General features: G+C 65.9%; 13 protein-coding genes and 1 pseudogene. 7 read left to right on the top strand and 7 right to left on the bottom strand.

Annotated elements, in window-relative coordinates:
- Positions 1 to 24: 24 nt before the first annotated feature.
- Both GBZ48_RS30865 and GBZ48_RS30860 read right to left on the bottom strand, forming a co-directional pair.
- Positions 25 to 921 carry an NAD(P)-dependent oxidoreductase gene (locus tag GBZ48_RS30865; RefSeq protein ID WP_174474510.1) on the bottom strand — a complete coding sequence of 299 codons (897 nt, stop codon included), beginning with the start codon at positions 919 to 921 and terminating at the stop codon, positions 25 to 27.
- A gap of 216 nt (positions 922 to 1,137) precedes the next feature.
- Complete coding sequence (locus tag GBZ48_RS30860) at positions 1,138 to 1,437, bottom strand: EthD family reductase (RefSeq protein WP_174474509.1); 300 nt, start codon at positions 1,435 to 1,437, stop codon at positions 1,138 to 1,140.
- 266 nt (positions 1,438 to 1,703) lie between these two features.
- Between GBZ48_RS30860 and GBZ48_RS30855 the strand changes: the two genes are divergently transcribed.
- Positions 1,704 to 2,564: a LysR family transcriptional regulator gene (locus tag GBZ48_RS30855; RefSeq protein ID WP_109490791.1), complete on the top strand. Its 861-nt coding sequence runs from the start codon at positions 1,704 to 1,706 to the stop codon at positions 2,562 to 2,564.
- 161 nt (positions 2,565 to 2,725) lie between these two features.
- Here the strand turns inward: GBZ48_RS30855 and GBZ48_RS30850 are convergent, their stop codons facing one another.
- The 5 genes from GBZ48_RS30850 to GBZ48_RS30830 all read right to left on the bottom strand — a co-directional run bounded on the left by GBZ48_RS30850 (position 2,726) and on the right by GBZ48_RS30830 (position 8,221).
- Positions 2,726 to 3,943 (bottom strand): NAD(P)/FAD-dependent oxidoreductase, encoded by a 1,218-nt coding sequence (locus GBZ48_RS30850; protein WP_174474508.1) that lies wholly within the window; start codon positions 3,941 to 3,943, stop codon positions 2,726 to 2,728.
- A gap of 87 nt (positions 3,944 to 4,030) precedes the next feature.
- The gene (locus tag GBZ48_RS30845; RefSeq protein ID WP_174474507.1) at positions 4,031 to 4,969 is read right to left on the bottom strand and encodes a CobW family GTP-binding protein; all 939 of its coding nucleotides are present in this window, start codon (positions 4,967 to 4,969) and stop codon (positions 4,031 to 4,033) included.
- A complete protein-coding gene (locus GBZ48_RS30840; RefSeq protein ID WP_246307576.1) occupies positions 4,959 to 6,482 on the bottom strand; it encodes an amidohydrolase family protein in 1,524 nt (507 codons plus the stop codon). Before GBZ48_RS30840 ends, GBZ48_RS30845 begins: the two co-directional genes overlap by 11 nt.
- A 114-nt stretch (positions 6,483 to 6,596) precedes the next feature.
- Complete coding sequence (locus tag GBZ48_RS30835; RefSeq protein WP_209798461.1) at positions 6,597 to 7,283, bottom strand: helix-turn-helix transcriptional regulator; 687 nt, start codon at positions 7,281 to 7,283, stop codon at positions 6,597 to 6,599.
- Positions 7,284 to 7,534: 251 nt separating this feature from the next.
- Positions 7,535 to 8,221, bottom strand: a complete 687-nt coding sequence (locus GBZ48_RS30830) for a DJ-1/PfpI family protein (protein WP_174474505.1) — start codon at positions 8,219 to 8,221, stop codon at positions 7,535 to 7,537.
- 93 nt (positions 8,222 to 8,314) lie between these two features.
- Between GBZ48_RS30830 and GBZ48_RS30825 the strand changes: the two genes are divergently transcribed.
- The 6 genes and pseudogenes from GBZ48_RS30825 to GBZ48_RS36530 all read left to right on the top strand — a co-directional run.
- Positions 8,315 to 9,274 (top strand): GlxA family transcriptional regulator, encoded by a 960-nt coding sequence (locus tag GBZ48_RS30825; protein ID WP_174474504.1) that lies wholly within the window; start codon positions 8,315 to 8,317, stop codon positions 9,272 to 9,274.
- 347 nt (positions 9,275 to 9,621) lie between these two features.
- A complete protein-coding gene (locus tag GBZ48_RS30820) occupies positions 9,622 to 10,911 on the top strand; it encodes an ABC transporter substrate-binding protein (RefSeq protein ID WP_209798462.1) in 1,290 nt (429 codons plus the stop codon).
- 133 nt (positions 10,912 to 11,044) lie between these two features.
- Positions 11,045 to 11,809 (top strand): ABC transporter ATP-binding protein, encoded by a 765-nt coding sequence (locus GBZ48_RS30815; protein ID WP_174474503.1) that lies wholly within the window; start codon positions 11,045 to 11,047, stop codon positions 11,807 to 11,809.
- Entirely contained in the window at positions 11,802 to 12,539 is a 738-nt protein-coding gene (locus tag GBZ48_RS30810) for an ABC transporter ATP-binding protein (RefSeq protein WP_174474502.1), read from the top strand. The genes GBZ48_RS30815 and GBZ48_RS30810 overlap by 8 nt, the downstream gene beginning before the upstream one ends.
- A gap of 152 nt (positions 12,540 to 12,691) precedes the next feature.
- Positions 12,692 to 13,900 carry an ABC transporter substrate-binding protein gene (locus GBZ48_RS30805; RefSeq protein ID WP_174474501.1) on the top strand — a complete coding sequence of 403 codons (1,209 nt, stop codon included), beginning with the start codon at positions 12,692 to 12,694 and terminating at the stop codon, positions 13,898 to 13,900.
- A 112-nt stretch (positions 13,901 to 14,012) separates the two neighbouring features.
- Positions 14,013 to 14,156 (top strand): annotated as a pseudogene (locus GBZ48_RS36530) (branched-chain amino acid ABC transporter permease); the annotation flags it as partial.

Genomic DNA, 14,156 nt, shown 5'->3' with positions numbered 1-14,156 from the left:
GGCCGGTGATGAGCCAAGTCTTCATCATGTCCTCTCCGTGTTGCCTTCAGACGGTGCCAGGCTGTCGCCGCCGCGAACCGTCATGTCGGCCATGATCGACCAATCCTTCTTCCCGAAGCCCGCCGAGACAGCTTTGCCGAGCCCCTCGCGGACAGCTTCGAGCATCGGGAGCGTGCGTCCGATCTCGTTGACGGCCTCGGTCGCGAGACGCATGTCCTTGAGCGCGAGCTCGGCTTTGAAACCCGGCTCGAACGACCGTTCCGTGATCTGCGCGCTGTAGCTCTCATAGGCGCGACCCGAGAAAAGGGTGCCCAGGATGAGCTCGAAGAAATCCGCACGGTCGAGGCCGACGCTCTCGGTCAGCACGACACCCTCGGCCATGGCCTCGATGGCCATGGCGATCATCATATTGCAGGCCAGCTTCGCCGTATTCGCCCGAGCGGGGTTCTCCCCCAACTTCCAAACCTTTTTGCCGAGTGAAGCGAGCAGCGGCTCGACCGCTGCAACTGCATCGGCCTTCCCGGCCGCCAGGATGTTGAGCTGGCCACTCGCCGCTACGTTCGGTCGCCCGAGGACCGGTGCGGACACGTAGCCAAGGCCTGCCTCTTCGTGCAGCAGCTCCAGTTCCCGAGCGAAAGCGACCGATATCGTCGAGGTGACGACATGGGTCAGCCCTGGTTGCGCACTTGCCAGCAGGCCGGCATCGAGGATCACCTCCCGAATGGCAGGGTCGTCGGACAGCATCGTGAAGACTGCGTCAGCCTGGAATGCATCCGCCGCGCGCTTGACCAGCTTTACCCCGGGAATGCTTTCCTGTGCGACCTTGCTGCGGTTCCAGGCCCGCACGTCATGGCCTGCCTTCACGAGGTTCAGGGCCATTGCCGAGCCCATATTGCCGAGACCGATGAATCCGATCTGCATGGTCTTTCTCCTGTTGTTCGGATGAGGGCTGTGCGCGGGACCGGACGCAGGCTGCCGGGCGATCGCGAGGCCGAGACCTGCGCCGGCAGATTGGCCAGCATCGGCGCACGCCCTGCCGAGTGCGTAGAAGACACCGCCGATCACGGTGACGCCGGCCGGGGCGCAGACCTGAAGAGATCAGCGGCCCCCCGCAATCGACAGGCACCCCCGTGCCGCTCAGAGCGGCTTCACGATGTTGCGTTGCGGTTTGACGGCGGTGACGATGTCGACGTCAGCCATGACCTGGGCGGTTTCCGGCGACCTGAGCGCCGCCTCCATGGCGGCTTCGTCGCGGAAGTTGACGATTCCGACCGCGATCAGCCCGGCACCATCGCCTTGCGGGAAGAACCCTCCGGCGCTGACCAGCCCATAACGTCCCCAGCTTTCCCGGAAGAGCGGGAGGTGCAGGTTGATCCAGTGGTCGCGGTCGAATGGCGTTTTCTCATCGCCCGCATAGGTCACCAGCATCGTGATCATCGTCGAAGTCCTCATATGCGAGTATCGGGGCGGGCCGCCGCGTTCCGCGACCCCACAGGGAAATCCTCTCTGTTCAGTCCGGACGAGCTTTCCTTGGGTCCCGCAGCCAGGGTCACTGTTCCTTCGCCCAGGCGGCGGCCCGCATGGGTCTGGCGGATCCGCAGCAGGGCCTTTGTCCAGACGATGAGAGCAATCTAGGCATTTAGATTTGTTCCGTAAGTGACATAACTGTACTCTCGGCGTTCATTTTTGTGTGGGTGGGCGCGATGGAATGGAGTGATGTCAGGGTCTTTCTCGCCATCGCGCGATCCGGCACGCTCGGGGCCGCCGCGCGGTCTCTCCAGACAAGCCATCCGACCGTCGGCCGGCGCCTCCGTGCACTTGAGCAGGCGATCGGCCACACGCTCTTCCAGCGAACCGCGGACGGTCTTGTTCTGACCGAAGAGGGCCACGGGATCATCGCGCTGGCGGAGCAGATGGAAGAAAGCGCGCTGGCGATGGAGCGCCGGCTTGCGGGGCAGGAGCAGAATCTCAAGGGCAATCTGCGCATTTCATCCGCGGACTGGTTCGGGGCCTATGTCCTGCCCCCCATCCTGGCGGATTTCTCGAAAGCCCACCCCAACGTCGACATCGAGATCCTGACCGGGACGCGCCTGTTCAACCTCGCCCAGCGGGAGGCCGACGTCGCTTTTCGTATCGTTCCGTTCGACACTGCCGACGTTGTTCAGCGACGGCTCTTCCGCCTTGAGTATGGCGTTTACATCGCGGAGGAGGCGCAGGAGCCGAAATATGGCGATGGGACCGGCTTCCGGCTGATCACCCACGACACGTCCACCGGCCATTTCCCCGACATTGCGTGGCTCATCGAGAGTTTCCCCAACGCGAGACCGGTCCTGCGGTCGAACAACCGCAACGTCCAGGGGCGCATGTGCAGGCAAGGCGTCGGCATCGCCGTCCTGCCCCGCGTGGTCGGCAATCAAATCCCGGGTATCCGCAGACTGGAACTGCCGACGCCGCCGCCGGCGCGAGACATCTGGATGGGATATCACCGGGACCTGAGGCGTCTTCAGCGTCTTCGTGCGTTCATCTCGACCGTATCGGACCATCTCGTGAATGCGACCGCGTGAGCTCGACATCCCGGTAACTCAGTGTGAACCGGAGATGGAGCCGGATCGCCTACCGGACGATCACGGGCGGAAACCGGTGGCCGGCAAACGAGAGCGGCGGCATTCGGTGAGAATGCCGTCACAGCCGCCGCTCCCGCCCTGCCACTGCCTCCTGCCGCTCTCTACGACAGTCCGCCGTCAAGGCCCTCGACAGCCCCGATGTCGCCGTCGAAGGCGCGTGCGAGGCGCTCGGCGGTCACCGGGCCGAGGGTGAAGCCCTGATGCCCGTGGCCGAAGTGGAACCACAGCCCGGCATGCCGCGGCGCCTTGCAGACCAGCGGCAGCATGCCGGGAAGGCAAGGCCGCGTCCCCGACCACGCAGAGTCCTCCACCGCCTTGCCGAACCGGAACAGCGATCTTGCGGCCGCCTCTCCCCGCGCCAGCTGCCCGGGATAGGCCGCTGGCGGCGACCCCACGGACAGCTCCGCCGCCGTGGCGATCCGCAACCCGGCGCGCATGGGGGAAAGGACGACCGAATGGTCGGCCAGAAGCATCGGTCGGCTGGGGCCGTCGTCGCAGCCATAATGGAGATGGTAGCCGCGCTTGCGCACCATCGGCACCCGATACCCCAGCCCCTTCAGCAACGTCGGCGACCAGGGGCCGAGCGCGACGACGGCATGCTCCACCGCTTCACCGGCGACGCGCCAGCCGCGGCCGGACTGAGCCAGCGGGGCTGCGTCCGCCTGGACGATCCTGCCGCCCCGTGTCCGGAAGAGGTCGGCATAAGCGGTGACCAGCTCCCCGGGTGCCACGCAGGTCCAGGGCGCCGTCCAGTGGATGGCGCCGGGCAATGCGGTGCGCAGCGTGGGCTCCGCACGCGCGAGCATGCCCGAATCCGCCGCCTCGAAGTCGATGCCGTATCGGCGCTTGCGCCGTTCCGCGTCGAGCAGGGCCGCGGCCAGTCCGGCGCCGGTCGCGTGAAGCTCCCAGTAGCCACGCGTCCGGATGAGGTCACCGGCTCCCGCTGCCTTGATCAGGGCGTCGTGCCGCGGCACCGCCTCCAGGATCAGCCGGTGCCACAGCGGAATGACCTTGCCCAGCGTGGTTCCAGACGACGACCGCCAATAGGAATACAGCGCCGGAAGCTGGCGCGGCAGCGAAGGCCAGTGAAGCGCGACCGCATTCTTCCAGCCGAGCGCCATCCGGAGCATCGCCAGCGGATTCGCCGGCAGGGCATAGGGTTCGACCACCTCGGCCTGGATGATGCCGGCGTTGCCGTAACTGGTCTCCGATCCCGGCGGCCGCCGGTCGACGACCACGCAGTCATGTCCCCGTTCCTGCAGGGCAAGGGCCGTGCAGATGCCGACCATGCCCGCTCCCAGTATCGCGACCTGCGCCATTCTGCGCCTTCCGTTCCGTGTTTCCGTTGTCGCCGCGCTGGCCTTGCGGGGTGTCCGAGCCCGCCCGCTCATGGCCGGGCACCCTGCTCAGGTGAGCCTGATCGCGTCGAGGGCTGCCTTCGCCCGCTCGATGTCGAACTGCTCCTCCCTGCCGATGAAGACCAGCTGGGCGCCGGGGCCCGGTTGCGCCGACATCGACGGCGACAGGCTCGCCCGTGTGCCGACGAGCTGGAACAGGAACCGCTCCCCCGGCCGTTCGCGGAACGACAGGAAGCCTTTGCCGCGCGCCAGCTGCGCGGCGAATGTCTGGACCGCGCCCTGGAAGGCGGGGAAGGAGACCGGGGTTTCCGACGACCATTCGAGATGCGCGAACCGGTCGTCGGCGAAGCGCGGAGGGCGCGCCCCCTCCGGACCGTCCGCCCGCTCCGGTGGGCTGCCGAAAAGAACGTCGACCGGGATGTCGGCATCCTCCCGGGTGACGAACACGGTCTTCTTCCCCATGGCGCCCAACAATGCCCTGATGCCGAGCACCTCCTTGTCGGCGATGCGGTCCGCCTTGGACAGGACGACGAAGTCGGCGGCATCCAGTTGGGCTCGCCACAGGCCGTCGGAGACGTCATGCTCTTCCGCATCGACGACCGTCACCACGGAATCGAGCCTGACCGCGCCCTGGAGGATCGGGTCGAACAGCGCCTCGGCGATGCCGCGCGGATCGGATACTCCGCTCGCCTCGATCACGATCCCGTCGATACGGGTTCCGTGGGACAGGACGGTGCGCAGCGTCCGCAGCAGATCCCCCTGGAGCGAGCAGCAGATGCAGCCGTTCTTCAGGCCGATGACCGGACGGCCCGAGGCCGACAGTATCGCCTCGTCGATGTTGACCGCGCCGAAGTCGTTCACGATTGCGGCGAAGCTCCGCCCGCCGCTGACGTGCAGGATGCGGTTGATCAGCGTGGTCTTCCCCGACCCCAGCACGCCGGTGACGAGCATCACCGGTACGGGACCGGCGACGGCGTCATGAGTCATCGTTCCGCCTCCCTCCTCTCACCGCGCGGCCCGGCCGCGCCTGCGTGTCCAGCGTCCCGTCGAGGATGACGGGCGTACCTCCCACCAGCACGGCGTCCATCCCGGCCGCATGCGCGGTCATGTCGGCGAAGCTGGCGCGTTCGGCGACGGTCTCGGGATCGAAGACGGCGATGTCGGCATCGCAGCCCTCCTGCAGCCTGGCCTTCCAGCGCATCTGCGGAACGCATCCTTCGATGATCCGCGACGGGATGATGGTGCATTTTTCGATAGCCTCCGTCAGGCCGATCTTCCCGCGCTTGCGGTGGTAGTCGCCGAGAAACCTGCTGAAGGTGCCGGCCGATCTGGGATGGGACGACAGACGCCGCGGCAGCGGCCAGTCCGCGCCGCGGTAGAGCGACCCGTCCGGTTCGACCCAGGGCATCGCGTCGGATGCGATTGCGCCGCCCGGATACAGGACGGACAGGTCGAGCAGGTCCCGATGGGCGTCGTCACGCTCCAGATCCAGGAAATGCCAGGCGACCAGCGCCCCCGGATCGGCCCGCCGGGCGCCGAGCAGGTCGTCCCGGTCGCGCATCTGGTGCCGGTTGTGGATCAGCTCGATGCTGCCGTAGGAGGAGCCGGTCCGCTTCGGGAATTCCGGATCGGCGAAGAAGGCGGCGGAAACGACCGTCGAGCCGGTACCGTAGGGATAGGCTTCGACGGTGATCGGCAATCCCTTTCCCTGCGCGTTCAGAAGCAGCTCCCGGCACCGGCCGATGTCGTGCAGCGAGGTGGAGTTCAGGTGGCAGACATGCATGTGGGCGCCGGTTGCGGCGGCGTAGCCGATCAGCCGGACATAGGCTTCTTCCGAACTCTGCGGATCGGTGTTCGACATGAAGGGGATATGGGTGAAGGTCGGGACGCCGGCCTGTGCCGCGATTCCGCAGACCGCCGTCATCTCCTTGACGCCCGCTCCCGGCGCATAACCGTGCGGGATTCCGATGCCGATGCCGCCCTCGCGCAGGCCGGCCGACAGAATGTCCTGGATTCGGGCGATCTCGTCGGCGGACGCCACCGCGCTCGACCATCCACCCTCATCGTCGGCGCCCTGGCCCATCATTTCCATCGGGTGCAGGTCCGGATCCGGGGCGATGCCGGCCTTGACGGCCTTGCGTGCGAAGATCCAGCCGACCGATACCCCGTGGTTCAGGGCACGCCCTTCGGCCCGCTGCCGGTCGTACCAGGCCGCCACCGGCAGGACCCCGACCTCCAGTTCCAGCGCGGTGGTCACGCCGTCGAACGCCTGCATCCAATCCGCGGCGACCGACTGGCCATGCGCATGGATGTCCACGAAGCCGGGGCACACGACCTTCCCCGAGGCGTCGAGGGTCTTTTCGCCGGACGCCGCCGGGATCGCACCGACCGCGGCGATGGTCCCCGACCTGATGGCGACATCGGCGATCTCGTCCCGTCCGCTTTCGGGATCGATGACACGGCCCCCGTGGATCACCAGATCGTATGCGTCGTTCGACAAGGTCCCGTCACTCCCCGATCCATGCGCCTGCGGCCGGCAGACCGTCGGCTCCCGCGGCACCCCGTCCATCGCAGGAACGGAACGATTATTTTAAAATTGCAAGAACCCGTATCATCAGCTGCGCGCCATACACTCTTTCAGGGAGTTCCCATAAAGACTGAACAGCTCGTGTATTGTCCCGACCCCCAGCTTCGAGTACAGATTCTTGCGGTGGGTCTTCACCGTCGTTCCGGAAATATCCAATCGGAGGCTGATTGACAGGGTCGAGTGGCCGCCGATCAGCAGACCGACGATCTCCTTCTCGCGCGGGCTCAGCCGCTCGATCCTTTGCAGCAGCCTGTGCTCGATGGTGTCGCTCCGGCCGTCGGCCGGCAGACCGGCACGGTGCCAATGGCGGCGGAACACCGAGGTCAGGAAGGGGAGGACGCTTCTCACCCGTCCGGCCTCTTCGTCCGTGAATTGCCGTCCGCTGCGCCTGCGCGTCAGCACCATCAAGGTGCAGGCCTCGCCGGACATCGGCAGGGCGATGCACAGCTCTTCGCCGCCGTCCGGCATACCGTCAGCCCGGCATTCCCTGGCTGGATATCCGAGCTTCCCGGCCGGCTCGCGCGAGGGCTCGCGCAGCAGGTGGACACCCGATCTCACGCCGGCGCGGTACATCCGATCAAATGGATGCCGCGCCGTACCGCCGTCCCGGTGTTCGAAGCCGGTTCCCGAACGGTCCCGGCCGTCGCGGCCGACCAGAACCTGCCGCCGGTCGCCGTCGTACAGGAGCTGGGTGCATTCCTCGAAGGAGATCAATGTGGCGAGGGAGCGGGAGAAGATGCTCGGGAACACCGGATCTTCGATCGCGTCGACAAGGTCCGCCGACGTCTCCGCCCAGGAGGCCAGAAGGCCGTGGTGGGAAACGGTGGAGCCTTGCGCATCTCCATGACACAGCATTTCGCCCTCGTTCCGTAGAGGTCGGGATCGTGTTTTCCGAAACGGCCGCCGCGGCTCCGCCGGCTGGGGCCGGCGGAGAGAGTCCTGTCCGCGCGATGGCCGTGCGGGGATCAGGACATCCGCGCGGCGGCCTGCCGGACCGCCTCCATCCGGCGCGCCCGGAACGGTGCGATCCTTTCGCTCATCGCTGCGAGAACCTCCGCCGGCGCGGTGTCCGGCGAGCCCGCGTCGAACGGCGGGGCGGGATTGTATTCCAGGCGCAACTGCACCATCTCCGCGGTCGCACGGTCGACGAGGGTCGCCACCAAAGTCAGCGCGAAATCGATTCCGGCGGTGACGCCGCCGCCGGTGATGCGGTTGCGGTCGATGCAGACCCGTTCGCGCGACAGCGTCGCCCCGAACAGCGGAAGCGCCTCGACCGCGCTCCAATGGGTGGTCGCGCGATAGCCCTTCAACAGGCCAGCCGCCCCGAGCACCAGCGATCCGGTGCAGACCGAGGTGATGTACCGGGCGCCCTCCGCCTGCTTGCGGAGGAAGCCGAGCACCTCGTCGTCGCCGAGAAGGCCGTCGGTGCCATATCCACCCGGTACGCAGATGACGTCGAGTTGCGGGCAGTCGGCAAACGTCACGGTCGGCGTCATCGCAAGGACGGAATCGCTCGGCACCGGCTCCATGTTTTTCCAGATCAAGTGGACTTCGGCGCCCGGCACACTGGAAAAGACCTGTAATGGACCCGTGAGGTCGAGTTGTGTGACCTGGGGGAAGACCATTAGTCCGATTTGCAACGGTGTTGCCATCGCTTGGCTCCAAATATTCGGCTTGACGACAGAAATCTGCCATGATGGCATCGGGTCAGAAACGGCGTAATTCCCTCCTTTTCGGACGGACGCATGATCGGAGTTCTGATCTATCCGGACTTCCAGCTGCTGGACGCCGCGGGGCCGATATCCGTGTTCGAGATCGCCGGACGCTTTGCCGGCACGGCACCGGCGATCCGGATGTACGCCGTTGAGGCGGGGCCGGTGCGGAGTTCTTCGGGCGTCGAGACATTCGCATACGGGCTGCGGTCGGCCAAACCGGTCACGACCTTGATCGTCGCCGGAGGAGAGGGCGTCGCTGCGGCGGCGGCGTGCAGGACGACGGTCGCCTTTGTACGGCGGCTCGCAAGCCGGGGGGTGCGGATCGCCAGCGTCTGTTCCGGCGCCTATGTCCTGGCCGAAGCCGGGCTGCTCGAAGGCCGGCGCGCCACCACCCACTGGTGCCGCACGCAGGATTTCATGGCACGCTATCCCGAGGTGAAGCTCGAACCGGACAAGATATTCACCCACGACGGCGGAGTGTGGACCTCCGCCGGCATCACCGCCGGGATCGACCTTGCGCTTGCGCTGGTCGCCGAGGATCATGGCGACGCGGTCGCGCAGAAAACCGCACGCCAGCTCGTGCTCTATCACCGCCGCAGCGGCAGGCAGACACAGTTCTCGCCTCTTCTCGAACTGAAGGCCCCGAACGGCCGTTTCGACGCGCTGCTGTCCTGGGCGCGCGAGCATCTCGACCAAGCCCTGACCGTGGAGGATCTTGCCGAACGCGTCGGCATGAGTTCCCGGCATTTCGCCCGCACCTTCATTGCCGAGACCGGTATGACCCCGTCGAAGGCGATCGAGAAGCTGCGGATCGAAGTTGCACGGGCGTGGATCGAGTCCTCCAGCGAGATGATCGAGCGCGTGGCCCAGATCACCGGCTTCGGCGATCCCGAACGGATGCGCCGTGCCTTCATCCGCGCGTACGGCCAAGCACCGCAATCGCTCCGCCGCGCTGCCCGCGAAGCCAAGGCCCCCCCGCCGACCCGGTGACGGTGTCCGGTGCCGAACGAGGCACGGGGCCGCCCGCCATCCTCCCTTGGGAGGATGGCGGGCGACTGCACGCCCGGCCAGAGTAAGAAAGTTAACATAATCTGGCAGGCATTCGGCCGGACCTCCATGGTCGGCGGTGCCGTAACCAGAACAGGGAGCTTGCACGGATTCTTCGCCTTTGAAGGCCGAATACCGGGCCGGGCACCAGGGTGAGCCATGCCATCTTTTCGGTGAGCGTCGGAATAGCCGGCTCGCAAGGAGATCAGGGGCACGGACGTGGCCGGGCGGAAAAATCCATCGCGTCACAGCAATCGCAATGACCGACCAGCGCAGGGACGACGAGAAACATGCACCATCATCGAAGCCGCTTCATCAAGCCCTGGTACCGGTCCGCCATCCGGAAATCGACGACGGCCGCTGCCGCGCTGTCGGCCGTGGCAATCATGACGACCGTTTCGGCGGCGACCGTTTCGGCGGCCGAAATCTCGGACGGCGTGGTGAAAATCGGCATCATCAACGATCAATCGGGAGCCTTGTCCGACATAGCGGGGCCCGGCTCTGTCGTCGCCGCCAAGCTGGCGATCGAGGACTTTCAAAAATTGAAGCCTGACCTGAAGGTCGAACTTGTCATAGCCGACCATCAGAACAAGGCCGACATCGGGTCCCAGGTCGTGCGCCGGTGGATCGACGTCGACGGCGTCGACATGATCGCCGATGTCGGAAACTCCGCCGTCGCTCTGGCGATCCAGTCGGTCGCCCGCGACAAGAACAAGATCGTCATCTATTCGGCGGTCGGAACGACCGAGATCAGCGGCAAGCAGTGTTCGCCGACCGGCATCGCCTGGCTCCACGACAACTACAATCTGGTCGCCGCCCCGATCCGCAGGCTCGTTTCCGAAGGCCAGGACAGCTGGTTCTTCGTGGCGGCCGACTACGCCTTCGGCCGGAACATGGTGTCGGAGTCCCAGCGGATATTGTCCGAGGTCGGCGGAAAATCGGCCGGTGCGATCTTCCATCCGCTCGGTACCGTCGAATACAGTTCCTTCATTCTTCAGGCAAGCAGTTCGCAGGCAAAAGTCGTTGCCTTCGCGAATGCCGGCGACCAGCTCGTCGCCGCGATGAAGCAGTGGAACGAGTTCGGAATGGACAAGAGTTCGCAGAAGGTGGTTGCGGAACTCATGTTCCTGACCGACGTGCACAGCATGGGGCCGGAGATCGCAAAGGGCCTGACGACGGTCACCGCCTGGTACTGGGACCTGAACGACGAGACCAGGGCGTTCGGTCGGCGGTTCTATCAGGTCCGCAGCCGCATGCCGACAGCTCCCCAGGCGGCGGTCTATTCCGCCGTGCTGCATTACCTGAAGTCCGTCGCGGCGGCCGGCACGGATTCGACCGATGCCGTCATGGAAAAAATGAGGTCGATGCCGGTGGACGATTTCTTTGCACGCGGGGCGAGGCTGCGTACGGACAACAAGCTCATTCATGATTTTTATCTTGTCCAGGTCAAGGAGCCGGCCGAGGTGAAGGGCCCCTGGGAATATTACAAGGTGGTCGCAACGATCCCCGCGAGCGAGGCCTACCTGCCGCTGAGCCAGAGCGATTGCCCGCTGGTCGGTACCGCGAGCAGCCAGAAATAAGCGGAGCGACGGTCGCCAGAGGCGGATGCCGGACGGCCGTCGCGACACAGGTCATCGAGTGCCGCCATCGGGATTGTCATGGCCCGATTGCCATGGCCCACCGCCAGCAACAGAAGGACGCCAGAACGCGACCATGAATGGCACCATCATCCTGGAGGCCCGGGGACTTTCGAAGGAGTTCGGCGGCTTCGTCGCGGTTCGCGACGTGAACCTTCAGGTTCGCCGCGGCACCATCCACGCGCTGATCGGCCCGAACGGCGCCGGCAAGAGCACGGTGTTCAACCTGCTGACCAAGTTCCTGATCCCCACCCGCGGCCAGATCCTCTACAAGGGCCGTGACATCACCCGCACCAAGCCGGCCGACATCGCATGCAAGGGGCTGGTCCGCTCCTTCCAGATCTCGGCCGTCTTCCCGCACTTGAGCGTGCTGGAGAATGTCCGCGTCGCGCTCCAGCGGCCGCTTGGCACCAGCTTCCATTTCTGGAAGTCCGAATCGTCGCTCCACGACCTGCACGAGCGGGCGCTGGAGTTGATCGAGGCGGTCAACCTCACTCCCTGGGCCGGTCACACCGCCGCCGAGCTGCCCTATGGCCGCAAGCGCGCGCTGGAGATCGCCACCACGCTCGCGCTCGACCCGGAGGTGATGCTGCTCGACGAGCCGCTGGCCGGCATGGGCCATGAGGACATCGAGGGCACCGCCGCCCTGATCAAGCGCGTCGCCGCCGACCGCACCGTGCTGATGGTGGAGCACAATCTGTCGGTCGTCGCCCACCTGTCGGACACCATCACCGTGCTCCGCCGCGGCGAGATCCTGGCGGAGGGGCCGTACGAGGTCGTCTCCAGGAACCCGCAGGTGATGGAAGCTTATATGGGCACGGGGGGGACCGGACATGCCTGACGGGATGCAGACGAAGACTGCCCAAACGGGGACAGCGATGCTGGAGATCGCCGACCTGCACGGCTTCTACGGCGAGAGCCATGTGCTGCACGGCGTCAGCCTGGAGGTGCGCCAGGGCGAGGTGGTGACGCTGCTGGGCCGCAACGGCGCCGGCAAGACCTCGACCATGCGCGCCATCATGGGGATCATGGGCAAGCGCACCGGCTCGATCCGCTTCCAGGGCACCGAGCTGATCGGCATGGCCCAGCACAGGATCCCGCGACTGGGCATCGGCTATGTGCCGGAGGAGCGCGGCATCTTCTCCTCGCTCAGCGTGGACGAGAACCTGACGCTGCCGCCGGTGGTGAAGGAGGGCGGGATGACGGTCCCGCAGATCCACGAGCTGTTCCCCAACCTGAAGGGTCGCGGCTCGACCCAGGGCACCCGGCTGTCGGGCGGCGAGCAGCAGATGCTGGCCATCGCCCGCATCCTGCGCACCGGCGCCACCCTGATCCTGCTGGACGAGCCGACCGAGGGGCTGGCCCCGGTGATCATCGAGCAGATCGGCGTGGCGGTGCGGGCCTTGAAGCAGCGCGGCTTCACCATCGTGCTGGTCGAGCAGAACTTCCGCTTCGCCGCCACCATCGCCGACCGCCATTACGTGATGGAGGAGGGCCATGTGGTGGACATGATCCCCAACGACCAGCTCCACGCCAACATGGACAAGCTGCACACCTATCTCGGCGTGTAGGCGCTCCAGCCCCCGACATCACCGGCACCGACGCCGCTCCGCCCCTCTTCCAGGGCCGGGGCGGCGAACCGCCGGATCCGTGCCCGATCACGGCAGAGGGACCCACGACGGGACCCGGCCGACAACAAAAACCAAGAGGGAGAGACCTTCCGATGCGCACGCTTCTTCTCGCCGGCACCGCCCTGCTGACGCTCGCCGGGACTGTCGTTCCGGCTTCCGCCCAGGTGTCGGACAACGTCATCCGCATCGGCGTGCTGAACGACCGTTCCGGCATCTACGCCGATCTGGCCGGCGAGGGCTCCGCCATCGCCGCGCGGATGGCGGCGGAGGAGTTCGGCAACAAGGTCGCCGGCGCGCCCGTCGAGATCGTCGTCGCCGATCACCAGAACAAGGCCGACATTGCTGCCTCCAAGGCGCGCGAATGGGTGGATACCGGTGGCGTCGACGTCATCGCCGACGTGCCGAACTCCGCCGCCGCCCTGGCGGTGCAGGGCATCACCAAGGACAAGAAGCGCATCTTCCTGATGTCCGGTCCCGGCGCCACCGCGCTCAGCGGTGCGCAGTGCAGCCCCTACGGCTTCCAGTGGACCTACGACAACTACGCCATGGCTGCCGGAACCGGCCGCGCCCTGTATGAGCAGGGCAAGAAGAAGTGGTTCTTCGTGACCGCCGACTATGCCTTCGGCCAGTCGCTGGAGGAGGAGACCACCAAGATGGTGAAGTCGCTTGGCGGTACCATCTCCGGCTCGGTTCGCCATCCGCTCGGCACGTCGGACTTCTCGTCCTTCCTGTTGCAGGCGCAAGGTTCGGGCGCCGACGTCATCGGGCTGGCGAATGCCGGCGGCGACACGGTCAACGCGGTCAAGCAGGCCGCGGAGTTCGGCATCACCCAGTCGGGCCAGAGCCTGGCCGGCCTGCTGATGTTCATCTCCGACGTGAATGCGCTGGGCCTGCAATCGGCGCAGGGGCTGATGCTGACCACCGGCTTCTATTGGGATGCGGACGAGCAGACCCGCGAGTGGTCGAAAAAGTTCGAGGCGAAGGCCGGCAAGAAGCCGACCATGGTGCAGGCCGGCGTTTATTCGGCGGTGAAGCACTATCTCAAGGCGGTCGAGGCGGCGAAGACCGACGACGCCGACAAGGTGTCGGCGAAGATGCGCGAACTGCCGGTCGAGGACATGTTCGCCAAGAAGGGCAAGATTGCCGCCAACGGCCGTATGTTCCACGACATGTATCTGGCCCAGGTGAAGACCCCGGCCGAGTCGAAGGGGGCCTGGGACTACTACAAAATCGTCAAGACCATCCCGGCTGACACTGCCTTCATGGACCCCAAGCAGAGCGGCTGCCCGCTGGTGAAATAAGGGGTTAAGCCGTCCTCCAATCCCGCCCATTGGGCGGGATTGGAGGACGGCAACCGACGACCATCCAATCCAAAACAAAAAACAACAACCACGAACCGGGAGAGACGCGGACATGGTCAGCCTGCTGGGAGTTCCGCCCCAAGTGCTGTTCGGGCAGCTTCTGCTCGGACTCATCAATGGTTCCTTCTATGCGCTGCTCAGCCTTGGGCTGGCGGTGATCTTCGGCATGTTGAACGTCATCAACTTCGCCCATGGC

The organism is Azospirillum melinis (assembly GCF_013340935.1).
GTDB lineage: Bacteria > Pseudomonadota > Alphaproteobacteria > Azospirillales > Azospirillaceae > Azospirillum > Azospirillum melinis.
This window is presented reverse-complemented; position numbering and strand designations above follow the sequence as displayed.

Coding starts and splice junctions, on each gene's coding strand:
- GBZ48_RS30865 (WP_174474510.1), bottom strand. CDS start 921: ATGCAGATCGGATTCATCGGTCTCGGCAATATGGGCTCGGCAATGGCC.
- GBZ48_RS30860 (WP_174474509.1), bottom strand. CDS start 1,437: ATGATCACGATGCTGGTGACCTATGCGGGCGATGAGAAAACGCCATTC.
- GBZ48_RS30855 (WP_109490791.1), top strand. CDS start 1,704: ATGGAATGGAGTGATGTCAGGGTCTTTCTCGCCATCGCGCGATCCGGC.
- GBZ48_RS30850 (WP_174474508.1), bottom strand. CDS start 3,943: ATGGCGCAGGTCGCGATACTGGGAGCGGGCATGGTCGGCATCTGCACG.
- GBZ48_RS30845 (WP_174474507.1), bottom strand. CDS start 4,969: ATGACTCATGACGCCGTCGCCGGTCCCGTACCGGTGATGCTCGTCACC.
- GBZ48_RS30830 (WP_174474505.1), bottom strand. CDS start 8,221: ATGGCAACACCGTTGCAAATCGGACTAATGGTCTTCCCCCAGGTCACA.
- GBZ48_RS30825 (WP_174474504.1), top strand. CDS start 8,315: ATGATCGGAGTTCTGATCTATCCGGACTTCCAGCTGCTGGACGCCGCG.
- GBZ48_RS30820 (WP_209798462.1), top strand. CDS start 9,622: ATGCACCATCATCGAAGCCGCTTCATCAAGCCCTGGTACCGGTCCGCC.
- GBZ48_RS30815 (WP_174474503.1), top strand. CDS start 11,045: ATGAATGGCACCATCATCCTGGAGGCCCGGGGACTTTCGAAGGAGTTC.
- GBZ48_RS30810 (WP_174474502.1), top strand. CDS start 11,802: ATGCCTGACGGGATGCAGACGAAGACTGCCCAAACGGGGACAGCGATG.
- GBZ48_RS30805 (WP_174474501.1), top strand. CDS start 12,692: ATGCGCACGCTTCTTCTCGCCGGCACCGCCCTGCTGACGCTCGCCGGG.